The following is a 24,428-nucleotide window of genomic DNA, read 5'->3' as shown; positions in this document are numbered from 1 at the left end:
ACCCGTTCCCATCCCGAACACGGCAGTTAAGCTCTTTTGCGCCAATGGTAGTTGGGGGTCTCCCCCTGCGAGAGTAGGACATTGCTGGGCCCTGTAAGAAGAAAAAGCCGTAGCCGGCATTCCCGGCTACGGCTTTTTTGTGTTTCTGACGATAATTACCGCGAGTTGAGTTGAATAAACCATCACTAGTGCTCAGAACTAATGAAAAAACTGTCTATGTTGTCTAGGTCATGAAACGCTTTATTATGATAGGGAATAATTTTTCAAGAGACAATTCTACAGAATGGCTGGCTGCATGACCATTATTGATTAAAGTTACGTCAAAAATGGAGACGACAGCAGTTCTGAGGGCTGTATTAATGAAGTTTTGTTTTGCACATAATTGTTAAATGTTCAGCTTGATATAAGGCAGTGACCGCATTTTTATCAAATACTACCGCGCTGCCAGGAATATCTATTCAAGAATGAATTTGAAAGCCCGGTTTTGCCCATTTGCTACATCTTAAAAGCGAACAAATAGAATTTATGTAGTAGCGGGAGTTTATTAATGAAGGATTAATAAAATCTAATAGTCGTTCTTGATTGAACACAGTTTGTTCTACTTCGCTTCATTCAATAAGAGGCAGCCATAAAACAAAAATTAAAAAGTGTGCTTCGTGTATTAACTTCTTTGCTCTAAATTCTTGCTAGCACCTTCTTTTCCATGTTACTTATGAAGCAATTCCTATCGTTTCCTACAGTCTATTGCACTCTGCCTTGCATTCCCAAGTAGTTTCTACTAGTATGAAACTTGAATGTTTTAAGGCAACACAGAAAGGGTGCGAAATGTGGATATTAATCCATGGTTAATGGTTATTATTATTTTCTCTATAAATATCGTTTATGTAACCTTCTTTACAATACGGATGATTATGACGCTTAAAGGTTATCGTTATATTGCTGCAGTTGTGAGTATGGTCGAAGTAGTTATTTATATAGTAGGTTTAGGACTTGTTTTAGACAACTTGGATCAGATTCAGAATTTGGTAGCTTATGCAATTGGTTATGGATCAGGCGTGATTATAGGATCGATAATTGAAGAGAAAATGGCACTTGGCTATATCACGGTGAATGTTATCACCAGTGATGAAAACCAATTGCTTCCGAAGAAATTGCGGGAGAAAGGCTATGGAGTGACAGACTGGATAGCTAACGGCATGGAAGGCGGGCGGCATTCAATGCAAATTTTAACGCCACGCAAAATGGAGCTTCAATTATATGCGGTTATTAAAGAGCTAGACCCGAAAGCTTTTATCATCGCTTATGAACCAAAAACGATCCATGGTGGATTCTGGGTGAAACAAGTAAGGAAAGGAAAGTTATTTAAATGAGCAAGAAGACAATATGGTTTGAGGTCGGCGAAAATGAAACAATGGATGCTTGTCTTGAACGCATGAAGCGGGAAGGATATGCAGCTGTCGGCCGTAAAGAAGAACCTTTATTTGAAGAAATTGATGGCAAGCCGGTACCAATACGGCAAATTGTAAAATTTAAGGGAATTAAGCTAAGCGAATAAGCATAGAACCTATAAAAAGCCGAACGATTAGTTTAGTAAATAAACAATCGTTCGACTTTTTTTATTGACTAGGCAACAGTATCTTGTTATGATGATTGAGGATACCCCATATATGCAGGAGAATTGGCTTCTGCGTTTCTACCAAGACACCGGAATGTCTGGACTATGCGGGAAAGCAACTTATGGATACGTGGCGAAAAATGTGCTTATTTAAGGCATCATTCAATTTCGTCTTATTAAAAAGTCCTTAAGTAAACTGCTTTTCACGTAATGTGAGCAGTTTACTTGAGGGCTTTTATTTGTTTTAAAGGAGAGATTTCGAAAATGAATCCACGAATCGGCGTAATAATGGGAAGTTCAAGTGATTGGGAAACAATGAAGCATGCATGTGATGTGCTTGAGGAAATGAATATCGCGTATGAGAAAAAAGTGATTTCAGCTCATCGTACACCCGACTTGATGTTTACCTATGCAGAGGAAGCAAGAGAACGTGGTCTGCATGTAATCATTGCAGGTGCGGGTGGAGCTGCTCATTTGCCAGGAATGGTCGCAGCAAAAACGACGCTTCCGGTCATCGGAGTTCCTGTCCAATCAAAAGCGTTAAGCGGTCTGGATTCACTGTTGTCAATTGTTCAAATGCCTGGAGGCGTTCCGGTCGCAACTGTTGCAATCGGAAAAGCAGGCGCCACCAATGCTGGTCTTCTTGCCGCTCAAATTCTGGGCACAACAGACGCACAAGTTGCTCAGGCATTGCAGGACAGAAGAGATCGAACGCATGATGAAGTCTTAAAAAGTACGGGTGACTTACAATGACAAAAATTATTTTACCGGGACAAACGATTGGAATTATTGGCGGAGGGCAGCTTGGCCGCATGATGGCATTGGCTGCTAAAGAAGCAGGCTTTAAAATAGCTGTTTTAGATCCGGCAATGGATTCGCCGACAGGCCAAGTGGCCGATGTTCAAATCATCGCTCCTTACAACGATATGCATGCCTTAGAAGAATTAGCGGAAGCCAGTGATGTTATTACTTATGAATTTGAAAACATAGACGTTATCGGCTTAGAAAAGCTGGCCCAAATAGCATATGTACCCCAAGGATCTGAGTTGATCCGGATTACACAAAATCGCATTTTTGAGAAGCAAGCAATCTTGGAAGCAGGCGTACCGATTGCAGAATACATTACGGCTTCATCATTTAGTGAATTAGAAGAGAAAAGCAGTCAATTGCCTTTTCCTTTTGTCGTGAAGACTGCCAGAGGCGGATACGACGGAAAAGGCCAGCAAACGGTCACTTCCAAAGAAGAATTGGCTTTAGTAGAACCGCTTTTCCAAAATGGTGAATGTGTAGCAGAGGCATTCGTTGAATTTACAAAAGAAATTTCTGTCATTATTCAACGTAATGTCCAGGGCGAGATGACAATATTGCCAATCGGGGAGAATGTACATAGAGACCATATTCTTCACCAAACAATCGTTCCTGCTCTTGTCATGGACTCAACGATTGAAAAAGCGAAAGAAGCTGCTGCAAAGATTGCCAGTCACTTGGATATGGTTGGCACGCTGGCCGTCGAAATGTTCGTGCTTGAGAACGGGGAAATCCTGGTCAATGAATTGGCGCCTCGTCCGCACAACTCAGGCCATTATTCAATAGAAGGAACGAATATCTCCCAGTTTCATCAGCATGTGCGGGCCATTTGCGGATGGCCGCTCAGAGAACCGAAACTATGGGCAGATACAGTGATGGTGAATATTCTTGGAGAGCATGTAGCTCCGCTAACAGCAAAGATTTCCAGATATCCGAACTGGTCCGTTCATTTATACGGCAAAGATGAAGCCAAACATAAACGCAAAATGGGCCATGTTACAATATTAACGGAAGACCTGCAAGGGACTTTAATAGAAATAGATGAATCCGGCATTTGGCCGAAATAATTGGAGGAATTAAATTATGATAGCACGTTATACTCGACCTGAAATGGGCGCAATTTGGACAGACGAAAACCGGTACAATGCTTGGCTGGAAGTTGAAATTCTAGCTTGTGAAGCTTGGTCGGAGATTGGAGACATTCCCAAAGAGGATGTTGTGAAAATTCGTCAGAACGCTTCATTTTCGGTAGACCGCATTTTGGAAATAGAAGAAGAAACCCGCCACGATGTGGTGGCCTTTACACGGGCAGTATCCGAAACATTGGGCGAAGAGCGCAAATGGGTACATTACGGGCTGACTTCTACAGATGTGGTAGATACGGCGTTATCGTATTTGATTAAACAAGCAAACGTAATTATCCGCAAAGATTTGAATAATTTTATCGAAATTTTGGCGAATAAAGCCAAAGAACATAAAATGACTGTCATGATGGGGCGCACACACGGCGTCCATGCAGAACCAACAACATTCGGTTTGAAACTGGCTCTATGGCACGAAGAGATGAAACGCAACTTAGAGCGCTTTGAAGCAGCTGCTAAAACAATCGAAACCGGCAAAATGTCCGGTGCTGTTGGAACCTACGCAAATATCGATCCGTTTGTCGAAGAATATGTCTGCAAACAGCTTGGACTTGCGGCTTCACCTATTTCAACACAAACTTTGCAGCGTGACCGCCATGCGCAATATATGAGCACGTTGGCATTGATTGCGACGTCAATTGAGAAGTTCGCAACGGAAATCCGCGGCTTGCAAAAATCAGAAACGCGTGAAGTGGAAGAATTCTTTGCGAAAGGGCAAAAAGGTTCTTCAGCTATGCCGCATAAACGCAATCCGATCGGTTCTGAAAACATGACAGGGCTTGCGCGCTTGATTCGCGGTTATATGCTGACAGCTTACGAAAACGTTCCGCTTTGGCATGAACGCGACATTTCGCATTCTTCTGCAGAACGGGTAATTTTACCGGATGCAACAATCGCTTTGAACTATATGCTGAACCGCTTCTCGAATATCGTGAAAAACTTGACGGTGTTCCCAGAGAACATGAAGCGCAATATGGATTCGACGCTTGGCTTGATTTATTCACAGCGCGTGCTTTTGGCCTTGATCGATAAAGGCATGGCGCGTGAAGCGGCTTATGATACAGTCCAGCCTTGTGCGATGGAAGCTTGGGAAAACCAAACGCATTTCCGCCAAATCGTGGAAGCGAACGAAACAATCACTTCACAATTGTCTAAAGAAGAATTGGATGATTGCTTTGACTATAACCACCACTTGCAGCAAGTGGACATGATTTTCAATCGTCTTGGATTAAACTAAACGGGGGCATCGAACATGGAAAAAGGTCAGCTATTGTACGAAGGCAAAGCGAAACGTTTATATGCAACAGATGAGCAGGATATCTTATGGGTGGAATATAAAGACTCGGCAACAGCTTTCAACGGCGAGAAGAAAGCGGAAATCGTCGGCAAAGGCATGCTGAACAATAAAATCACATCATTGATTTTTGAAAAATTGCAGGAAGCGGGCATTGCTTCCCATTTCGTTAAACAATTGTCTGACCACGAGCAGCTTGTGCAGCAAGTAGCGATCATTCCAGTCGAAGTAGTGACCCGGAATATCGTTGCCGGCAGTATGGCTAAACGGCTCGGTTTGGAAGAAGGAACCATCCTGAAACGTCCAATCGTTGAATTCTATTATAAAGATGATGAACTTGGTGATCCGATCATTACAGAAGACCATATTGAAATGCTGGAACTTGCGTCAACGGAAGAAATTCAGGAACTGCGTGAAAAAGCGCTGAAAGTCAATGAAGTGCTGATTGGATTCTTCAAAGAAGTCGGCGTTGATTTGGTGGATTTTAAAATTGAATTTGGCCGCGACAATAATGGCCGCATTTTATTGGCAGATGAAATTTCACCGGATACTTGCCGCCTGTGGGATAGCGAAACAAAACAAAAACTTGATAAAGATGTATTTCGCCGGGATCTGGGCAATTTAACTGACGCTTACGGACTTATTTTAGCTAAACTGGGAGGACAACATTCATGAAAAAAGTAAAAATTTACGTCACGTTGCGCGAAAGCGTATTAGATCCACAAGGGTCTGCGGTAATGGGATCTCTTCATAAGATGGGTTACGCTGAAATTGAAGATGTCCGGATCGGCAAATACTTGGAATTGATGGTTTCAGATGACGCACGTGATATCGATGCTTTAGTTAATGAAATGTGTCAGAAGTTATTGACGAATACGGTAATTGAAGATTACCGTTTCGAAATTGAGGAGGCTGTCTCGCAATGAAATTCGCAGTAATCGTATTTCCTGGATCAAATTGTGACTTGGATATGTATCACGCAGTCAAGGATGAACTTGGTGAAGAAGCAGAATACGTTTGGCATGATTCAACAGATTTGAGCGGTTATGACGGCATTTTATTGCCGGGCGGATTTTCATACGGCGATTACTTGCGCTGTGGGGCGATTGCCCAGTCTTCAGCAGTGATGGATGAAGTGAAAAAAGCAGTGGAAGCCGGCAAACCGGTTCTCGGCATCTGCAACGGTTTTCAAATTTTGACTGAAGCGGGACTTCTTCCAGGCGTTTTGCTCCGCAATAAAAACTTGAAATTCATGTGCAAAACAGTCGGCTTGAAAGTTGAAAATGCCAATACGCTATTTACTAGTGAATATGCAGACGGCCAAGAAATCCAAATTCCAATCGCACATGGTGAAGGGAATTATTATTGCGACGATGCGACTTACGAGCAGTTGAAAAAGAACAACCAAATCGTCTTTTCATATGCGGATGATTTTAACGGCAGCCGCAATAACATCGCAGGAATCATCAACGAGCGCGGAAATGTGCTTGGTATGATGCCGCATCCAGAACGTGCTGTAACCGATTTGATCGGCGGCAGCGACGGACTGGCATTATTCAAATCAATCGTGAAACAGTGGAGGGAAGCAAATGTCAGTCATGCTTGAGCCAAATACTGAGCAAATCAAAGAGCAGAAAATTTATCAGCAAATGGGATTGTCCGATGCAGAATTTGCCATGGTGGAGAACATCTTGGGCAGAACGCCAAACTACACCGAAACCGGCTTATTCTCCGTCATGTGGTCCGAGCATTGTTCATATAAAAACTCTAAACCTGTGCTGGCGAAATTCCCGACAAAAGCGCCGCGCGTTCTTCAAGGTCCGGGCGAAGGAGCAGGAATTGTGGATATCGGGGACGGCCAGGCAGTGGTCTTTAAAATGGAATCCCACAATCACCCGTCAGCGATAGAACCTTATCAAGGTGCCGCGACTGGTGTCGGCGGCATTATCCGTGACGTTTTCTCAATGGGGGCACGCCCGGTTGCCTTGCTGAATTCTCTTCGTTTCGGTGAATTGACAACGCCACGCGTGAAATACTTATTTGAAGAAGTAGTCGCTGGAATTGCAGGATACGGCAACTGCATCGGCATCCCGACAGTCGGCGGTGAAGTGCAGTTTGATGATTCATACGATGGCAACCCGTTAGTCAATGCCATGTGCGTTGGATTGATTGACCATAAAGACATTCAAAAAGGCGTAGCTTCAGGAGTTGGCAACCCAGTAATGTATGTCGGCGCTAAAACAGGGCGAGACGGCATCCACGGAGCAACTTTTGCTTCAGAGGAATTGACGGAATCATCTGGTGACAACCGTCCCGCTGTACAAGTCGGGGATCCATTTATGGAGAAATTATTGCTGGAAGCTTGTCTGGAACTAGTGAAATCCGATGCGCTTGTCGGCATTCAGGATATGGGAGCAGCAGGGCTGACTTCTTCTTCCGCAGAAATGGCTTCAAAAGCTGGATCTGGAATTGAAATGGATTTGGATCATGTGCCTCAGCGCGAAACTGGGATGACGGCTTATGAAATGATGCTGTCGGAATCACAGGAACGCATGCTGATTGTTGTGAAAAAAGGCCGTGAGCCTGAAATCGTGGAGCTATTTGAGAAATATGGCCTTGATGCTGTAACAGTCGGAACCGTAACAGACGATTCTACTTTGCGTTTGGTCCATAAAGGCGAAGTCGTAGCGGAAGTTCCGGTTGACGCGCTTGCAGAAGACGCACCGGTTTACCACAAACCATCAAGTGTACCTGCTTACTTCAAAGAATATCAGCAAATGGAAAATGTGGAACCGGAAGTGGAAAACTATGGTGAAACACTGACGGCTTTATTGAAACAGCCGACAATTGCTTCTAAAGAATGGGTTTATAATCAATACGACCACCAAGTGCGTACAAGCACAGTCGTCAGCCCGGGATCTGATGCAGCAGTGATCCGCGTCCGCGGCACAAACAAAGGTTTAGCGATGACGACAGACTGCAACTCCCGTTACATTTACTTGGACCCGGAAATGGGCGGCAAGATTGCAGTAGCGGAAGCAGCACGAAATGTCGTCGTCTCCGGTGCAAAACCGCTTGCCATTACCGATTGCCTGAACTTCGGAAACCCTGAAAAGCCGGAAATCTTCTGGCAGCTCGAAAAAGCGGCAGACGGCATGTCTGAAGCTTGCACAATTCTCGATGCACCTGTTATTGGCGGAAACGTCTCTTTATATAACGAAACAAACGGCACAGCGATTTATCCAACACCGACAATCGGTTTGGTCGGCCTGGTGGAAGACCTTTCTCATGTAACGACTCAGGATGCTAAAAATGCTGGTGATTTCGTTTATATGATCGGTGAAAGTTTTACCGAGTTTGGCGGCAGTGAACTTCAGAAAATGGTCGAAGGACGCATTTTCGGAAAAGCACCTTTCATCGACTTGACTGTTGAAGCACAGCGCCAAGCGCAAATCTTGTCCGCTATTCAGCAAGGGCTTGTTGCTTCAGCTCATGATGTAGCAGAAGGCGGTGTTGCCGTAGCTCTTGCAGAAAAAGCATTTGGCAAAGGGTTAGGGCTAGATATTACACTGACCGGCTCAGCTACTACCGCTCTTTTCAGCGAATCCCAATCACGTTTCATTTTGACTGTGTCTCCTGGCAAAGCAGGGCAATTCGAACAGATCGTTACAGATGCCAAGAAAATCGGAACTGTCACTGACACCCAGAAATTAGTGATCAAAAGTGAAGACGGTACGGCTTGGATTAATGATTCAGTCGAAACGCTTCGCTCAGCCTGGAAAGGAGCAATCCCATGCTTGCTGAAATCAGAAGCTTAAATGAAGAATGCGGCGTCTTTGGAATATGGGGACATGCAAATGCTGCTCAGCTAACGTATTACGGACTGCATGCCTTACAGCATAGAGGCCAAGAAGGTGCAGGAATTGTTTCAACGGACAAAGCTTCTTTACAAGCATTAAAAGGCGAAGGCATGGTCAGTGAAGTATTTTCTCCGGAAAAAATCGAGAAAATAGCTGGAACTGGTGCAATTGGACATGTCCGCTATGCAACAGCCGGCGGCAGCGGCATTGAAAACGTTCAGCCGCTGCTCTTTAACTCGACAACTGGCAGCTTAGCTATCTCGCATAACGGCAATTTAGTCAATGCCAACCATTTGAAAAGCCACCTAGAACGGCAGGGAAGCATTTTTCAAACGACTTCTGACACTGAAGTGCTGGCTCATCTGATCAAGCGGAGCGGCTATGCAACATTTGAAGAACAGGCAAAAAATGCATTATCTCTTTTGAAAGGCGCTTTTGCCTGTGTGATTCTAAAAGAAGAAGCGATGTATATCGCACTTGACCCGAACGGCTTACGCCCATTATCTCTTGGGAAACTAGGCGATGCCTGGGTAGTGGCATCTGAAACATGCGCATTTGACATCATCGGGGCGGAATTTGTCCGTTCTGTTGAACCAGGTGAGTTCTTAGTGATCACAGACGATGGATTGCGGGCCGAGCGTTTTGCTTACCCGGCAGAACGGTCAATCTGCACGATGGAATATGTCTACTTTTCACGTCCGGATTCAGACATTGACGGCATTAACGTGCATGCTGCCCGGAAACGCCTCGGAAAACAACTGGCAAGAGAAATCCAGATTGATGCGGACGTCGTGACCGGTGTGCCGGACTCGAGCATTTCAGCAGCAATCGGCTTTTCAGAAGAAAGTGGCATTCCGTATGAACTCGGTTTGATCAAAAACCGCTATGTTGGCCGGACTTTTATCCAGCCTTCCCAGGATCTTCGTGAACAAGGCGTGAAGATGAAACTCTCCCCGGTGCGCCAAGTCGTAAAAGGCAAACGCGTCATCATGGTAGATGATTCGATTGTGCGCGGAACGACTTCCCGCCGCATCGTCAACTTACTGAAAGAAGCGGGAGCAACAGAAGTCCATGTCGTAATCAGTTCACCGCCGATTAAAAGCCCTTGTTTCTATGGCATCGATATTTCAACATCAGGCGAATTAATTGCTGCCAATAATACAATCGAAGAAATGCGTGAAATTATTGGAGCGGACTCTTTGACATTTTTATCAGTGGACGGCATGGTGCAGAATATCGGACGTACAGATCCGGGTTCTAAATGCGGCCATTGCTTAGGGTGTTTTACCGGCGAATATCCAACCAATATTTATCCGGATACGGTATTGCCGCATGAAAAAGAGAAAGTGAAATAAGGAGGAACCGGTGTGTCAAAAGCATATGAAAAAGCAGGCGTAAATATCGAAGCAGGCTATGAAGCGGTAAATCGCATGAAATCTCATGTGGAACGGACTGCGCGCAAAGGGATGCTGGGCGCATTCGGCGGCTTCGGCGGCATGTTCGATTTATCCGAGCTGAATTTAAAAGAACCGGTTCTTGTTTCTGGAACTGATGGTGTAGGCACGAAACTGAAATTGGCATTTATGGCGGATCGCCACGATACAATTGGCATCGACTGTGTGGCTATGTGTGTGAATGACATAGTGGCACAAGGTGCAGAACCGCTGTTTTTCCTCGACTATATTGCAGTCGGCAAAGCAGTGCCGGAAAAAATCGAACAGATTGTTAAAGGCGTGGCGGACGGCTGCGTTCAAGCCGGCGCAGCTTTGATCGGCGGGGAAACAGCAGAAATGCCTGGACTTTATGATGAAGAAGAATACGATATTGCAGGATTTGCAGTGGGTGCGGCAGAAAAATCCAAGATTGTCACCGGCGAAAAGATTCAAGCGGGGGATGTTTTGATTGGGCTTGCTTCAAGCGGAATCCATTCCAATGGCTATTCTCTTGTCCGCAACATTGTTTTCGATCAGCACCATTACCAGCTGGATCAACTCGTAGAAGGATTCGAAGACCTCGGGCCGATTGGCAATGAATTGCTGACGCCGACAAAAATTTACGCCAAGACGGTGGCAGCGATTGCTAAAGATACTGAAATCCATGGAATGGCTCATGTGACCGGCGGTGGATTTATCGAGAACTTGCCCCGCATGATGCCGGAAGGACTAGGCGCTGAAGTTGAACTTGGCAGCTGGCCTGTATTGCGTATCTTTGAAATGCTTCAGGAAAAAGGTTCGTTGACAGACCGCGATATCTTCTCAGTTTTCAATGCGGGGATCGGCTTTGTGCTTGCCGTAGCGCCAAAGGATGCTGAACAGGTTTTAACATCTGCAGAGGCAAGCGGTGAACAGGCTTATGTAATTGGCCAAGTTTCTGGCAAATCCGGCGTGCAATTCAAAGGTGAACAGGACGGAACGCTCGATGAACAATAAACCAAAAATTGCCGTTTTCGCTTCTGGAAACGGCTCTAATTTTCAAGCGATTGCCGATGCGATTCAAACAGGTGAGCTGGAGGCTGAATTGCTGCTTGTAGTGACAGACCGTCCGAAAGCTTTTGTAGTGGAACGCGCGAAGAAAGCGGGAATCGCTTCTTTTGCTTTTATTCCAACTGAATACGATTCTAAACAAACATATGAAAAGATGCTGAAAGAGAAGTTGAAAAGCCATGGAGTGGAATGGATTATTCTGGCCGGCTATATGCGGTTGATTGGTCCAGTGCTTCTTGAAGCCTATGAAAACCGGATTATCAATATCCATCCATCTGCTTTGCCGGCTTTCCCCGGAAAAGATGCGATTGGCCAAACGATGGCTTCCGGTGCTAACACAGCAGGCGTCACGGTGCATTTTGTGGATGCCGGAATGGATACCGGGAAAATTATCGCCCAACAAACCTTTTCCATAAATGGTCGCAATCAAGAAGCCGTTGAAAAAGAAATACATGCGATTGAACACCGGTTATATCCGTCAACTTTACAGCAATTATTCAACCGGTAATGTTACCGGTTTTACTTTTTAGGAGGACTCCAAGTGAAAAAAAGAGCATTACTTAGCGTATCGGACAAATCAGGAATTTTGGAATTCGCACAGGAATTGGACAAAATGGGCTATGAAATTTTGTCGACAGGCGGTACTAAACGTTTTTTGGAAGAAAACGGCGTTAACATAACGGCTGTTGATGAAGTAACAAAATTCCCGGAAATTCTGGGCGGACGTGTGAAAACTCTTCATCCTTTAATCCACGGCGGACTTCTTGCTAAACATGATGACAGCCAGCATCAAACTGAAATGGCGGAAAACGGCATTGCTCCGATTGAGGTTGTCTGTGTAAACCTATACCCATTCCGCGAAACGATTATTAAACCGGATGTCACAGTGGATGATGCCATTGAAAACATTGATATCGGCGGTCCGACAATGCTCCGCTCTGCTGCGAAAAACCATGCATATGTGACGGTTATTGTCGACTCCAAGGACTACGCGGTTGTGATCAGTGAATTGCGTGCTCAAAGCTCTACTACTCCAGAAACAAGACGCCGTTTGGCAGCGAAAGTTTTCCGCCATACCGCAGCGTACGATTCTTATATCTCAAATTACCTGACAGAATTGACTGGCGAAGAATATCCGGAAGGGCTTACCCTTACATATGAACTGGAACAGCCGCTCCGATATGGCGAGAACCCGCATCAGAAAGCCGCATTCTACCGCAGCCCTCTTGGATCGGATTTCTCGATTGCCAATACAAAACAAGTACATGGCAAGGAATTGTCTTATAACAACATCCAAGATGCCAATGCTGCTCTTCAGATCATCAAAGAATTCAAAATGCCTGCTGCTGTTGCGGTGAAGCATATGAACCCTTGTGGGGTTGGAACAGGAGAAACTATCTCCGGTGCATTTGCTAAAGCTTATGAAGCTGACTCTACTTCGATTTTTGGCGGTATTATTGCTTTGAACCGGGAAGTGGATGCTGAAACGGCAACTCAATTAGCCGGCATCTTCCTTGAAATTATTATTGCGCCAGCGTTCTCAAAAGAAGCGCTGGAAATATTGACGCAGAAGAAAAATATCCGCTTATTGACGATTCCTTTCGATGGTACGAAACAAGATAAATGGAATACAGTCTCTGTAGAAGGCGGATTGCTTGTGCAGCAGCCTGACACTTTCGGTTATAAAGATGCAGAAATTCAAGTGCCAACCGACCGCCAACCAACTGAAGCAGAACTTGAAGCCTTGAAACTTGGGTGGAGCGTTGTAAAACATGTGAAATCCAATGCCATCGTTGTTTGTGACTCGGATATGACATTAGGAATTGGCGCTGGCCAGATGAACCGCGTGGGTTCTGCAAAAATCGCTTTGGAACAAGCTGGCGATCGTGCCAAAGGAGCAATCATGGCTTCTGATGCATTTTTCCCGATGTCTGATACGGTTGAAGCCGCTGCAAAAGCCGGAATCAAAGCGATTATCCAGCCGGGCGGTTCGAAAAAAGACCAGGATTCAATCGATATGGCCAATGCACATGGTATTGCTATGGTCTTCACAGGCGTTCGCCATTTCAAACACTAAGTGAGGTGCAATTTGATGAAAGTAATGGTCATTGGAAGAGGCGGAAGAGAACATGCTATCGTACGCCAATTTGCACGTTCAGCTTCGATTGAAAAGGTTTATGCAGCTCCAGGCAACGATGGAATGGCAGATGATGCTGAAATCACAGCAATCGATGAAATGAATTTCCAGGCGCTTGTAGATTTTGCCAAACAACAGCGTATTGATTTTACATTTGTTGGTCCTGAGCAGCCACTCGCTGCCGGAATTGTCGACTTTTTTGAAGAACGTGGACTGCGGATTTTCGGACCTTCGAAAGCGGCAGCCCAAATTGAAGGCAGCAAAGCTTTTGCTAAGGAATTGATGGAAAAGTATAGCATTCCGACAGCAGCATATGAGACGTTTACCGAAACAAAACCAGCGACTGATTTTATTCGTAAGCATGGGGCTCCTATTGTCATTAAAGCGGATGGTTTGGCCGCGGGCAAAGGAGTGGTCGTAGCGATGACCGAAGAAGAAGCAATCTCAGCGGTCCATGACATGCTGGAAGACCAAAAATTTGGAGATTCCGGTTCACGGGTTGTCATTGAAGAGTTTTTGGAAGGCGAAGAATTTTCATATATGTCATTTGTTCAAGATGGACAGATTTATCCAATGGCCGTTTCGCAAGACCATAAGCGTGCGTATGACGGAGACCGAGGGCCCAATACCGGGGGAATGGGTGCGTATTCACCAGTCCCTCAAATCCCCGCTTCAGCTGTAGAGGAGACTTTTACGAAAATCGTCGTTCCCGCAGTTGAGGGAATGGCAGCAGAAGGAACGCCTTTTAATGGCATTTTGTATGCGGGTGTCATTTTAACAAGCACCGGCCCGAAAGTGATTGAGTTTAATGCACGTTTTGGCGATCCTGAAACACAAGTTGTCTTGCCGCGCATGAAATCTGATTTCGGTGCTTTTATCGATAGCCTGCTAAAAAATAAACCGTTTGATCTTGAATGGGATGACCAAGCTGTACTGGGCGTGGTCGTGGCAGCAGAAGGATATCCGGAAGCTGTCGTAAAAGGGCAAACCTTGCCGGACCTTAGCAAGCTAAAAAATGTTGAAGTCACTCATGCTGGAACGAAGCAAGCTGATAAAGGATATGCTGGAAACGGCGGGCGTGTCCTGTTAGTTTCAGCAGCCGGTGAGAATCTTGAAGACGCGCAGCGGCAAGTGTATGAACAACTGGGCAAACTTAAATGGACCGGTTTCTTCTTCCGTTCTGATATCGGATGGCGTGCAAAATAATTTTCTCTATGTTATAATAAAAAAATAGGAAATGGCGTTGATTTCGAAAGAAATACGCCATTTTTTGTTTTCTCCCTAAGATAAAGGGGTATATGATTCAAGTTGAAGGTTTCAAATACCCGTCGATTACACCTCTATGTACACTCCAGAACGGTATAACCGCAAACTTCAGTAGCCATACAAAAAAGCTTTGCAAAAACGAAAGGGGCACCTTTAATGAATTGGTACGAAAAATTAAATCAGTATTTCCCGGTAGAAGAAATGAAATCAAAAGAACATATGGATACTTTGCTGAAAGAAAAAGGCAATGTTTATCATAAAGACGAAGGTCCATACCATGTATTGATGTACGCAGAGTTTGACAACTTTTCTTTTGTTGATTATTTATTTGTTTCAAAAGAATCGCGGGGAATGGGTCTTGGCAAAAAGTCACTGCAAATGCTGAAAGACAAAAACAAGCCGATTATCCTTGAAGTGGAACCGGTAAATTATGAAGATACAGATACTGAAAAACGCCTCCGCTTCTATGCTCGTGAAGGATTCGAGCATGCCTCATCAATCGGCTATTGCCGCCGGTCACTTGCAACTGGCGAAGAAAACTCGATGGAGATCTTGTATTGGGTTCCAAACGGGGAAACTGAAGAAGAAATTTTTGAAGCGATGAAGAAAATGTATAAAGACATTCATACGTATAAAGACGTTCATTTTTACGGGGAATCCTATGATTCAGTTTCAAAGGTTTTGACTTTTGAAGAAGACAGCAAAGAAGATGTATTGGAACCTTTCACGAATACAATTTCAAATTAAAATAAAGTCCACGCGGCAAGCGTGGACTTTTTGTGTCTGAATTTAATCTGAATGTTCTTATATTTGGAAGTCCTCTCTGTATTTTCATACAATGTTATGCTACGATATTAAGTAGAGAAATAGAGAGAGAAGGTGCCGGCACATGGTAAACCCGATATGGAGAAATACAGAAATCAGAGAACAAATGAAGATTATTACAAAAGAAGCATCGCCGGATCTTGTTCTGACGAATGCCACTTATTTACATGGAATCTTTAAAAAATGGGTAACAGGTAATATTTGGATCAAGGGAGACCGCATTGTATACGCTGGACAAGAGCTGCCGAAAATTGGCGCTGCCACTGAAGTAGCGGATATGGAAGGTAAATTCATCGTTCCGGGATACATAGAACCGCATGTCCATCCTTATCAACTTTACAATCCGCAAACCTTTGCTGATTATGCAGCTCAAGGCGGAACGACCACGTTCTTATCCGATAATCTGACTTTGTTTTTAGCATTGGAAAACAAGAAAGCGTTTTCATTGCTGGATAAACTGGCAGAACTGCCTTTTAATTTTTATTGGTGGACCCGTTTTGACTCACAGACAGAGTTGAGTGATGAGGACGGTTTATTCACTTCCAAAGCGGTTGGCGAATGGCTGGACCGCCCGGATGTGCTGCTCGGTGGGGAATTGACAGGCTGGCCAAAACTGATGGCGGGCGATGACCAGATGCTGTACTGGATTCAAAAAGCGAAATTGGGCCTGAAGAAAATCGAAGGCCATTTTCCTGGCGCATCCGAAAAGACTTTGGCACGCATGAGATTGCTTGGAGCCGATGGCGATCACGAAGCCATGACCGTCGAGGAAGTGGAAATGCGCTTGCTGCACGGCTATGGCGTAACGCTCCGGCATTCATCCATCCGTCCTGATTTACCGGACTTGCTAAAGGGAATTGTTGAACGTGAGTTGAATGTGTTTGATAAATTGATGATGACCACTGATGGTTCAACTCCTGGGTTCCATAAGGATGGTGTTATGGACTTATGCATCAAGATTGCGCTGGAGGCGGGGGTACCGCCGATCGACGCTTATATGATGGCCTCTTATAACGTTGCCCGTTATTACAACGTTACGAATCTTCATGGATTAATCGCAACGGGCAGGATAGCCAACTTGAATATATTGGACGAGATTACAAATCCCGTCCCTTCCGGAGTAATATCAAAAGGTGTTTGGTTGAAAAGAGACGGAGAAAAAGTGTATACGCTTCCGGATATCGACTGGTCGGTAATGCCTGAACTCAATATGGAGTTTGAATTGACCGAAGACGACTTCCAATTCTCGATGCCTTTCGGACTGGAAATGGTCAATGATGTTATTACCAAACCATATTCGGTCAGTGTTGATACCCATGATGGCAATTTATCGAAAGATCATGAAGAAAGTTTCCTGATGCTAATTGATAAACATGGCAAATGGCGGGTAAATACGTTGATCAAAGGTTTTGCATCGGGCGTCAGCGGATTTGCTTCTTCTTATACAAATACGGGCGATGTCATTTTAATCGGCAAAAACCGTAGAGATATGTGGGCCGCTTTTGAAGAACTGAAACGCATCAAAGGCGGCATCGTCTTGATGGAAGATGGCACAAACGTTTGCACGCTGCCGCTGCCAATCGGCGGAGGCATGTCGGATTTGCCGATGGAGCAGTTGATTCTTCAGGAAGCGGCATTAAAAGAAGCGTTGGCGGCACGGGGGTATAAACATGGAGATGCGGTTTACACATTGCTCTTTTTACAGGCGACCCATCTTCCATATGTACGAATTACTCAAAAAGGAATATACGATGTAATGAATAAAAAAATCCTGTTCCCAGCATTTATGCGCTAAGGCAAGCCGTTTCAGCTTATGGATAGCCGTATTATTTCTGTCTCTTTGCTGAAAGTGCTAAACTAATGGAACAGGCTTCTAAATTTATTGTCTTATAAGGCATGGAGAAGCAAGCTTCTTCATGCCTTTTACATAGAAAGACATAGCTTAGTAAAGAGGAACAAAAGGAAAGGACGGTGAAGCTGCATGCAGGTAGATAAAATCCGAGGTCCTCAAACAGACCAATTAATCGAAGCGATATTGGCGTTGAAAGACAAAGAAGAAGCTTATCGTTTTTTTGATGATCTTTGCACCATCAGTGAAATCCAGTCGCTGTCCCAGCGTTTGGAAGTAGCCCATATGCTGAGAATGAAAAAAACATATGAAAAAATAAAAAATGAAACTGGTGCGAGTACAGCTACCATTTCCCGAGTGCGTCGCTGCTTACATTACGGCAACGATGGCTATGATGAAATGCTGGGCAGGCTGTATCCTGACGAAAAACCGTTTCAACTGCCAAAAGAATGAATAAAAGAGTTGGCACAGATTACTTTGGGCCAACTCCTGGACAGCAGCAGAGCTAGTACTCCACGTTGATTTTAAAAAAGAGGGCTAACCAATAAGTCGTGAACTAGACTTATTGGTTAGCCTCATTTTTTTGTTATAATGAATTGATGAAAAAAGAACCAAGGTTAGGTGGATGATTGTGGACTTTCAAACATGGCGACATGTGTTTAAATTGGATCCGGCAAAACCCATTACAGATGAACAGTTGGAACGAATTTGCGAATCTGGGACCGATGCCATCTTGATTGGCGGGAGCGATAATGTCACACTCGACAATGTCCTTGATTTGATGGCGCGGGTGCGCCGCTACACTGTACCGGTGGTGCTGGAAGTATCCACGGTAGAATCGGTTACGCCGGGGTTTGATTATTATTTCATTCCAACCGTGCTGAACAGCGACAATCCATTATGGATTAAAGGACTTCACCATGAAGCAATCCGTGAGTATGGAGATATAATGGACTGGGAAGAACTGATTCCGGAAGGTTATTGTATTTTAAATCCCGATTGCAAAGCGGCAGAACTGACCGGTGCCAATACGGCATTGTCATTGGAAGACGTGGTGGCATATGCAAGAATGGCTGAACATTTTTTCCGTTTGCCGATTTTTTATATGGAATACAGCGGAACATATGGAGATGCCGCATGGGTCAGTAAAATAAGAGAAGTTCTTGATCATACCCGGTTATTTTACGGCGGGGGAATCGATTCAGCAGAAAAAGCAAAAGAAATGGCCGGAATTGCCGATACAGTAGTGATTGGCAATATTATATATGAAGATATGGAAAAAGCGATTTCGACCGTCCAGGCGGTTGCGGAAATGACTAACGAATCGCTATAATGAAAAGAACAGATGTTCGAGGTGGTGCACAATGGAAATGATAACAAAGAATTTACTAAAAGGGATGAATCCCGAGCAAGAACAAGCAGTGAAGGCGACTGACGGTCCGCTATTGATCATGGCAGGTGCCGGCTCAGGCAAAACACGTGTGCTGACACATCGAATCGCTTATTTAGTGCTGGAAAAAGAAGTTTATCCTTCTAATATTTTGGCTATTACGTTTACGAATAAAGCAGCGCGTGAAATGCGCAACCGGATTGACGGATTACTTGGGCATGGCACAGGGGAACGCATGTGGGTATCGACGTTCCACTCGATGTGCGTCCGTATTTTGCGCCGTGACATTGACCGGCTGGGCTTTTCAAAGAATTTTTCGATTCTGGATACAACAGACCAGCTGACCGTTATTAAAAATGTCTTGAAACAGCTTGATTTGGATCCGAAAAAGTATGAACCGCGGACCATGCTGAATGCTATTTCTTCATCGAAGAACGAGTGCATCAGCGCAACAGAGTTCGCAGCGAATATGAATCCACATAATCCATATGAAAAAACAGTGGCAGATGTTTACGCTGCATACGAGAAACGGCTGAAAAAAAATCAATCTCTCGATTTTGATGATTTGATTATGACAACATTGATTTTATTCAATACAGTGCCTGAAGTGCTGGAATATTACCAAAACAAATTCCACTACATCCATGTAGATGAATATCAGGATACAAATAATGCACAGTACCAACTTGTCCAAAAGCTTGCGAGCAAATTTAAAAACATTTGCGTCGTCGGAGATTCGGACCAGTCGATTTACCGCTGGCGCGGCGCGGATATCACAAATATCCTATCGTTTGAAAAAGATTATCCGAACGCCAAAGTCATTATGCTGGAGCAGAATTACCGTTCGACAAAACGGATTCTGCAGGCTGCAAATGATGTTATCAAGAAAAACACCAGCCGCTATCCGAAAGAATTGCGCACTGATAATGCGGATGGCCCGGCCATCACTTTGCATAAAGCTGGAGATGAACGCCAAGAAGCACAATATGTCGTGCAGACGATCCAGAAATTGATGCAGGAAGAAGGCTATAAAACGTCGGATTTCGCGATTCTTTACCGGACGAATGCCCAGTCGCGGGTATTAGAGGAAATGTTTGTCAAATCGAATATGCCGTATACGATTGTGGGCGGGACCAAGTTCTATGACCGAAAAGAGATCAAGGACCTGCTTGCTTATTTGCGGTTGATTGCCAATAACGATGACGATTTGTCGCTGGCCCGTGTCATCAATGAACCGAAACGCGGCATTGGCGCCACTTCGTTTGAGCGCATGGCCCGTTTTGCGATTGAACAGGACCGGACCATTATGGATGCCTTGCAGGAAGTCGATTTCATGGGGCTGACGCCGAAAACGGCGCAGACAGCTCTCGAGTTCCGCACGATGATTGACGGTTTTACGCAGATGCAGGAATATCTATCGGTAACAGAGCTGGTTGAGGAAGTCTTGAAGAAATCAGGCTACAAGCATATGCTGCAAATCGACAAAACAATTGAAGGCGAAAGCCGTTTGGAAAACTTGAACGAATTCTTGTCAGTTACCCAGGCATTTGAAAAGCAAAGTGATGATAAGTCACTGGTAGCTTTCTTGACGGATTTAGCTTTGATTTCTGACATAGATGCAGTCGATGATGAAGAAGATGCAGATGGCCCTATCATTTTAATGACGATGCATGCTGCAAAAGGGCTTGAATTCCCTGTGGTCTTTATCATTGGACTTGAGGAAAATGTTTTCCCGCATTCCCGTTCCAACAACGATGATGATGAATTGGAAGAAGAACGCCGTTTGGCTTATGTCGGCATCACTCGGGCAGAACAGCGCTTGTATTTGACGCATGCATCTTCCCGTACTTTGTTTGGAAAGAGCAATTACAATATGCCTTCCCGTTTCATCAATGAAATTTCGGAAGAACTGATTGAACAGACAACACCGGTTCACCGAGCTGGTGGAGCAACAAGCTATAAGCAAGTTCAGAAACGGGCAGCGGTCAGCCGACCTGCTTATCAATCTTCTGGCGGCGACAAACTTGGATGGAAGCCGGGCGACCGGGCGAAACATAAAAAATGGGGAACTGGCACTGTAGTCAGTGTTAAAGGTGACGGCGAACAAACAGAACTTGATATTGCTTTCCCAAGCCCAGTTGGCATCAAACGGCTGTTGGCAAAATTTGCGCCAATCGAAAAAGAATAATCGGGAGGAAACCAAATGGACCGCATACAAGCAGAGCAACGCGTTAATGAATTAAATGAACTACTTCGGGGATATGGCCATGCTTATTATGTGCTGGACAAGCCGGCAGTTCCTGACTCTGTCTACGATCAATTGCTGAACGAATTAATTGACCTCGAGACCTTGTATCCCGATTTGATTTTTCCCGATTCTCCTACTCAACGGGTTGGGGGCACGCCCATTACGAACTTTGATAAAGTGACGCATACATTGCCGATGCTCAGTTTGTCGAACGTTTTTAATGAAGATGACATAAGGGAATTTGATAAGCGCGTTCGAAACGGTGCCGGCGACAATATTGAATACGTCTGTGAGCTTAAGATAGACGGGCTCGCTGTGTCCCTGATATATGAAAACGGCCAATTTGTCCGTGGAGCGACTCGCGGGGATGGCCGGGTTGGAGAAGACATTACCGTTAACTTGCGTACCGTTCGGACGATCCCGTTGAAACTTCGGAAATCTGTTTCATTGGAAGTGCGCGGAGAAGTATTCATGCCGAAAAAATCGTTTCATAATTTGAATGCCGAGCGAGGCGAACGGGGCGAGGAATTATTCGCTAATCCAAGAAATGCTGCGGCCGGCTCATTGCGCCAGCTGGATCCTAAAATTACAGCAAGCCGGAATTTGGATGTTTTTATTTACGGCATTGGCGGTGACGCCGAGTCGCATGGCTTAAGTGAACATGAAGAAACGCTTCAATTCATCGAAGCACTTGGTTTTAAAACGAATAACGAACGCCAAGTGTGTAAAAGTGTAGAAGAAGTGCTGGCGTATATTGAAAAATGGACCGAGCAGCGTTCAAATCTATCCTATGAAATTGACGGCATTGTCATCAAAGTAAACCGCTACCTTCAACAGCAGGAACTGGGCTTTACAGCAAAAAGCCCGAAATGGGCAACGGCCTACAAGTTTCCGGCAGAAGAAGTGATGACTACGGTACGGGATATTGAACTCAGTGTCGGCCGAACTGGCGTAGTTACACCGACAGCAATTCTTGAACCGGTATCGGTAGCGGGCACGACTGTCCAGCGTGCTTCCTTGCATAATGAGGATTTGATCCGAGAAAAAGATATCCGTATCGGTGATAAAGTCATTATCCGAAAAGCAGGCGACATCATTCCAGAAGTGGTTTCTGCACTTATTGAGCAGCGTACAGGAAGTGAACTTCCGTTTGAAATGCCGGAAAACTGTCCGGCATGCGGCAGTGAATTGATCCGTATTGAAGGGGAAGTGGCATTGCGCTGCGTCAATCCGCAATGTCCGGCGCAGATTACGGAAGGGCTGATCCACTTTGTATCGCGCAATGCCATGAATATCGATGGGCTTGGCGAAAAAGTGATCGAACAGCTATATCGTGAAGGATTGATTGCCGACATTTCGGATATTTATAAATTAACGAAAGAACAGTTATTGAATCTTGAACGAATGGGAGAAAAATCTGCCTCTAACTTGATTGCAGCAATCGATGCCTCACGCAGCAATTCAATGGAGCGGCTGCTGTTCGGCCTTGGAATCCGCCATGTTGGAGAAAGAGGAGCACGCATTTTATCCGAGCATTTCGGTTCCGTGGAAAAGTTGATGGCTGCCACTTTTGAAGAGTTAGTCGGAATCCACGAAATTGGCGAGAAAATGGCGGATTCAGTCGTTTCCTATTTTGAGACGGAAGAAGTTCAACAATTGATGAAACGTTTGGCAGAAACAAACGTCAATTTAATATACACCGGTTCACGCATCCGTGTTGAAGAGGGAGCAAATGCCTTTGCCGGCAAAAAAATCGTTTTGACCGGAAAACTCGAAAAACTGACGCGGGGGGAAGCCCAAGCACAAATTGAAGCGCTTGGCGGCAAAGTATCCGGCAGCGTCAGCAAAAAGACAGACTTGGTCATTGCGGGCGAAGAAGCGGGCTCGAAACTAGTGAAAGCGATGGAACTCAAGGTGGACGTTTGGAACGAAGAACGTCTCATTGAAGAATTGAGCAAATGAGGAGATCTATAGATGAAACGCATATGGTGGATCCCGGTTGGCATATTGTTGCTGGCGGGATGTGTGCCTTCTGTATCGGATGACACAGAAGTGCTTAAGACGGAAGAAGAAGAAGCGGAGACGGCAATCATCCCAAGCATTCAACTTGATGACCGGTATTACCGGACCTTGCTTCCTTATAAACAAAGTGCTACCCGAGGAAAAATTGTCAACCGGTTAAATTCACATTATGACATCAAAGAAGCTGAAAACGGGCTTCTGCGTTTGTCGCAGCATCAGTTTTCTCCGGATGATTATTATTTCCAGGAAGGCCAAAAAATAACGGATGAAGACGCTACTGCTTGGCTCAGCCGAAAAAGCGAAGACAATCCTTTAGGGCTGAATCCTGCCGATCCGCGTACTGAAGCCCAGAAAAAAGCGGGAGATCGTCCGCCGGTAGAAATTCTTGCCCATATAGTCGAACAGAATTACTTGGTGAAAACCAATGAAGAGACGATTCGGCTAGGCGGAGTTTCTGTCGGCCTGGCTTTGAATTCCACCTATTACAATTCAATCAATGATATTCCCTATGAAGAAGCGATTCCTCAAGTGCAAATCGAAAAAGAAGGAATCCGCCTGGCTAATGAAATCGTTAAGCGTCTTCGTGAAAAAGAAGGAATGGCAAAAATTCCGATTACGGTAGGTCTTTACAAGCAGAATAGCCGCGGTGCTATCGCACCTGGTACGTATTTCTCTTACGGAGTAGCTCCTGGAGGGCAAAATGCAGTCGCCAATTGGAAGGCTATCAATGAGGAGTATGTAATTTTTCCGACGTCAGGCTCTGAAGAAAAATACCGTGAAGTCGATACAACGTTCCGAAATTTTAAAATGGATGTAGAAGAATATTTTTCAAATTTCACCAGTGTTATTGGAACCGGTTTTTATCAAGAAAACCAATTGCGGAAAATGCAAATTGATATTCCAGTACAATTTTATGGAGCAGCTGAATTGATTGGCTTTAGCCAATATTTGACGGGTCTTGTCCTCGAGCATTTCCCTGAAAACATCGAAGTGGAAGTTAATGTCTCTTCGACAAATGGACCTGAAGCTCTTATTTTAAGAAAAGCTGATCAAAAGGAACCAAATGTTCATATTTATGATTAATTTGTTCAAGAATGGGGATAGCCAGACGGCTGTCCCTATTCATTTTTTTAGAAAAATGGTATGATATAGCGTATGTTTACTGAATCCGGAGGTGTAGAAATATGGCGAAAATAACAAAAGACGAAGTAATTGAAGTGGCACATTTGGCACGATTAGCTATTACTGATGAAGAAGCGGTGCATTTTGCGGATCAATTGGAAGCAATTACGAATGCAATGGAATTGCTGAACGAATTGGACACGGAAAATGTCGAGCCGACAACACATGTGCTAGAAATGGTTAACGTCCTGCGCAAAGATAAAGCAGAACCTGGATTAGACCGGGAATTGGTTTTGAAAAACGTTAAAGAGCACGAAGCTGGACAGATTAAAGTTCCAACTATCTTAGATTGATCACAAGGAGGGAAA

General features: G+C 44.7%; 22 protein-coding genes, 1 rRNA gene and 1 riboswitch. All 23 genes read left to right on the top strand.

All coding sequences use genetic code 11. From position 1 onward, the window contains the following. A 5S ribosomal RNA gene (gene rrf / locus ACSFXN_RS19325) occupies positions 1 to 90 on the top strand; the annotation flags it as partial. Between the two features lie 758 nt (positions 91 to 848). After that, the gene (locus ACSFXN_RS19320) at positions 849 to 1,370 is read left to right on the top strand and encodes a DUF2179 domain-containing protein (RefSeq protein WP_436837180.1); all 522 of its coding nucleotides are present in this window, start codon (positions 849 to 851) and stop codon (positions 1,368 to 1,370) included. Further along, a complete protein-coding gene (locus ACSFXN_RS19315; protein WP_437151839.1) occupies positions 1,367 to 1,555 on the top strand; it encodes an NETI motif-containing protein in 189 nt (62 codons plus the stop codon). The genes ACSFXN_RS19320 and ACSFXN_RS19315 overlap by 4 nt, the downstream gene beginning before the upstream one ends. Positions 1,556 to 1,641: 86 nt before the next feature. After that, positions 1,642 to 1,741, top strand: a riboswitch (purine riboswitch). Positions 1,742 to 1,879: 138 nt separating this feature from the next. Beyond that, on the top strand, positions 1,880 to 2,368 hold the full coding sequence (purE, locus tag ACSFXN_RS19310) for a 5-(carboxyamino)imidazole ribonucleotide mutase (protein ID WP_437151838.1): 489 nt from the start codon (positions 1,880 to 1,882) through the stop codon (positions 2,366 to 2,368). After that, the gene (gene purK / locus ACSFXN_RS19305; protein ID WP_437151837.1) at positions 2,365 to 3,489 is read left to right on the top strand and encodes a 5-(carboxyamino)imidazole ribonucleotide synthase; all 1,125 of its coding nucleotides are present in this window, start codon (positions 2,365 to 2,367) and stop codon (positions 3,487 to 3,489) included. The genes purE and purK overlap by 4 nt, the downstream gene beginning before the upstream one ends. Positions 3,490 to 3,505: 16 nt before the next feature. Further along, positions 3,506 to 4,801 (top strand): adenylosuccinate lyase, encoded by a 1,296-nt coding sequence (purB, locus tag ACSFXN_RS19300; protein WP_437151836.1) that lies wholly within the window; start codon positions 3,506 to 3,508, stop codon positions 4,799 to 4,801. 15 nt (positions 4,802 to 4,816) lie between these two features. Then, positions 4,817 to 5,533, top strand: coding sequence for a phosphoribosylaminoimidazolesuccinocarboxamide synthase (gene purC, locus ACSFXN_RS19295; RefSeq protein WP_437151835.1), 717 nt, complete (start codon positions 4,817 to 4,819; stop codon positions 5,531 to 5,533). Continuing rightward, entirely contained in the window at positions 5,530 to 5,784 is a 255-nt protein-coding gene (gene purS, locus ACSFXN_RS19290) for a phosphoribosylformylglycinamidine synthase subunit PurS (RefSeq protein WP_300991826.1), read from the top strand. Before purC ends, purS begins: the two co-directional genes overlap by 4 nt. Next, complete coding sequence (purQ, locus tag ACSFXN_RS19285) at positions 5,781 to 6,464, top strand: phosphoribosylformylglycinamidine synthase subunit PurQ (protein WP_300991828.1); 684 nt, start codon at positions 5,781 to 5,783, stop codon at positions 6,462 to 6,464. The genes purS and purQ overlap by 4 nt, the downstream gene beginning before the upstream one ends. Next, positions 6,448 to 8,676, top strand: coding sequence for a phosphoribosylformylglycinamidine synthase subunit PurL (gene purL / locus ACSFXN_RS19280; RefSeq protein WP_437151834.1), 2,229 nt, complete (start codon positions 6,448 to 6,450; stop codon positions 8,674 to 8,676). Before purQ ends, purL begins: the two co-directional genes overlap by 17 nt. After that, complete coding sequence (purF, locus tag ACSFXN_RS19275) at positions 8,652 to 10,073, top strand: amidophosphoribosyltransferase (RefSeq protein ID WP_301857629.1); 1,422 nt, start codon at positions 8,652 to 8,654, stop codon at positions 10,071 to 10,073. Before purL ends, purF begins: the two co-directional genes overlap by 25 nt. Before the next feature lie 12 nt (positions 10,074 to 10,085). After that, complete coding sequence (gene purM, locus ACSFXN_RS19270; protein ID WP_437151833.1) at positions 10,086 to 11,147, top strand: phosphoribosylformylglycinamidine cyclo-ligase; 1,062 nt, start codon at positions 10,086 to 10,088, stop codon at positions 11,145 to 11,147. Further along, positions 11,137 to 11,709 (top strand): phosphoribosylglycinamide formyltransferase, encoded by a 573-nt coding sequence (gene purN, locus ACSFXN_RS19265; RefSeq protein WP_437151832.1) that lies wholly within the window; start codon positions 11,137 to 11,139, stop codon positions 11,707 to 11,709. Before purM ends, purN begins: the two co-directional genes overlap by 11 nt. A gap of 33 nt (positions 11,710 to 11,742) precedes the next feature. After that, on the top strand, positions 11,743 to 13,278 hold the full coding sequence (gene purH / locus ACSFXN_RS19260) for a bifunctional phosphoribosylaminoimidazolecarboxamide formyltransferase/IMP cyclohydrolase (protein ID WP_437151831.1): 1,536 nt from the start codon (positions 11,743 to 11,745) through the stop codon (positions 13,276 to 13,278). Positions 13,279 to 13,293: 15 nt separating this feature from the next. Next, a complete protein-coding gene (gene purD, locus ACSFXN_RS19255) occupies positions 13,294 to 14,544 on the top strand; it encodes a phosphoribosylamine--glycine ligase (protein WP_437151830.1) in 1,251 nt (416 codons plus the stop codon). Between the two features lie 216 nt (positions 14,545 to 14,760). Further along, positions 14,761 to 15,351 (top strand): GNAT family N-acetyltransferase, encoded by a 591-nt coding sequence (locus ACSFXN_RS19250; RefSeq protein ID WP_437151829.1) that lies wholly within the window; start codon positions 14,761 to 14,763, stop codon positions 15,349 to 15,351. 142 nt (positions 15,352 to 15,493) lie between these two features. Continuing rightward, entirely contained in the window at positions 15,494 to 17,224 is a 1,731-nt protein-coding gene (locus ACSFXN_RS19245; RefSeq protein WP_437151828.1) for an adenine deaminase C-terminal domain-containing protein, read from the top strand. A 186-nt stretch (positions 17,225 to 17,410) separates the two neighbouring features. Beyond that, positions 17,411 to 17,731 carry a YerC/YecD family TrpR-related protein gene (locus tag ACSFXN_RS19240; RefSeq protein ID WP_300991841.1) on the top strand — a complete coding sequence of 107 codons (321 nt, stop codon included), beginning with the start codon at positions 17,411 to 17,413 and terminating at the stop codon, positions 17,729 to 17,731. Positions 17,732 to 17,909: 178 nt separating this feature from the next. Then, entirely contained in the window at positions 17,910 to 18,611 is a 702-nt protein-coding gene (locus tag ACSFXN_RS19235; RefSeq protein ID WP_437151827.1) for a heptaprenylglyceryl phosphate synthase, read from the top strand. A 31-nt stretch (positions 18,612 to 18,642) separates the two neighbouring features. After that, the gene (pcrA, locus tag ACSFXN_RS19230) at positions 18,643 to 20,856 is read left to right on the top strand and encodes a DNA helicase PcrA (protein WP_437151826.1); all 2,214 of its coding nucleotides are present in this window, start codon (positions 18,643 to 18,645) and stop codon (positions 20,854 to 20,856) included. A 15-nt stretch (positions 20,857 to 20,871) separates the two neighbouring features. Next, on the top strand, positions 20,872 to 22,878 hold the full coding sequence (gene ligA, locus ACSFXN_RS19225; RefSeq protein ID WP_437151825.1) for an NAD-dependent DNA ligase LigA: 2,007 nt from the start codon (positions 20,872 to 20,874) through the stop codon (positions 22,876 to 22,878). Positions 22,879 to 22,890: 12 nt separating this feature from the next. Then, positions 22,891 to 24,021, top strand: a complete 1,131-nt coding sequence (locus ACSFXN_RS19220; protein ID WP_437151824.1) for a CamS family sex pheromone protein — start codon at positions 22,891 to 22,893, stop codon at positions 24,019 to 24,021. 101 nt (positions 24,022 to 24,122) lie between these two features. After that, positions 24,123 to 24,413: an Asp-tRNA(Asn)/Glu-tRNA(Gln) amidotransferase subunit GatC gene (gene gatC / locus ACSFXN_RS19215; RefSeq protein ID WP_437151823.1), complete on the top strand. Its 291-nt coding sequence runs from the start codon at positions 24,123 to 24,125 to the stop codon at positions 24,411 to 24,413. Positions 24,414 to 24,428 lie beyond the last annotated feature (15 nt).

Source organism: Planococcus sp. 1R117A (assembly GCF_051417975.1).
Taxonomy (GTDB): Bacteria; Bacillota; Bacilli; order Bacillales_A; family Planococcaceae; genus Planococcus; species Planococcus shenhongbingii.
The sequence above is the reverse complement of the archived record's forward strand: the minus strand, read 5'-3'. Positions and strand labels throughout refer to the sequence as shown.

Coding starts and splice junctions, on each gene's coding strand:
- purK (WP_437151837.1), top strand. CDS start 2,365: ATGACAAAAATTATTTTACCGGGACAAACGATTGGAATTATTGGCGGA.
- purD (WP_437151830.1), top strand. CDS start 13,294: ATGAAAGTAATGGTCATTGGAAGAGGCGGAAGAGAACATGCTATCGTA.
- purN (WP_437151832.1), top strand. CDS start 11,137: ATGAACAATAAACCAAAAATTGCCGTTTTCGCTTCTGGAAACGGCTCT.
- purS (WP_300991826.1), top strand. CDS start 5,530: ATGAAAAAAGTAAAAATTTACGTCACGTTGCGCGAAAGCGTATTAGAT.
- purQ (WP_300991828.1), top strand. CDS start 5,781: ATGAAATTCGCAGTAATCGTATTTCCTGGATCAAATTGTGACTTGGAT.
- ACSFXN_RS19240 (WP_300991841.1), top strand. CDS start 17,411: ATGCAGGTAGATAAAATCCGAGGTCCTCAAACAGACCAATTAATCGAA.
- ACSFXN_RS19315 (WP_437151839.1), top strand. CDS start 1,367: ATGAGCAAGAAGACAATATGGTTTGAGGTCGGCGAAAATGAAACAATG.
- purF (WP_301857629.1), top strand. CDS start 8,652: ATGCTTGCTGAAATCAGAAGCTTAAATGAAGAATGCGGCGTCTTTGGA.
- ACSFXN_RS19220 (WP_437151824.1), top strand. CDS start 22,891: ATGAAACGCATATGGTGGATCCCGGTTGGCATATTGTTGCTGGCGGGA.
- purB (WP_437151836.1), top strand. CDS start 3,506: ATGATAGCACGTTATACTCGACCTGAAATGGGCGCAATTTGGACAGAC.
- gatC (WP_437151823.1), top strand. CDS start 24,123: ATGGCGAAAATAACAAAAGACGAAGTAATTGAAGTGGCACATTTGGCA.
- pcrA (WP_437151826.1), top strand. CDS start 18,643: ATGGAAATGATAACAAAGAATTTACTAAAAGGGATGAATCCCGAGCAA.
- purC (WP_437151835.1), top strand. CDS start 4,817: ATGGAAAAAGGTCAGCTATTGTACGAAGGCAAAGCGAAACGTTTATAT.
- ACSFXN_RS19245 (WP_437151828.1), top strand. CDS start 15,494: ATGGTAAACCCGATATGGAGAAATACAGAAATCAGAGAACAAATGAAG.
- ligA (WP_437151825.1), top strand. CDS start 20,872: ATGGACCGCATACAAGCAGAGCAACGCGTTAATGAATTAAATGAACTA.
- ACSFXN_RS19250 (WP_437151829.1), top strand. CDS start 14,761: ATGAATTGGTACGAAAAATTAAATCAGTATTTCCCGGTAGAAGAAATG.
- purL (WP_437151834.1), top strand. CDS start 6,448: ATGTCAGTCATGCTTGAGCCAAATACTGAGCAAATCAAAGAGCAGAAA.
- ACSFXN_RS19320 (WP_436837180.1), top strand. CDS start 849: ATGGTTATTATTATTTTCTCTATAAATATCGTTTATGTAACCTTCTTT.
- purE (WP_437151838.1), top strand. CDS start 1,880: ATGAATCCACGAATCGGCGTAATAATGGGAAGTTCAAGTGATTGGGAA.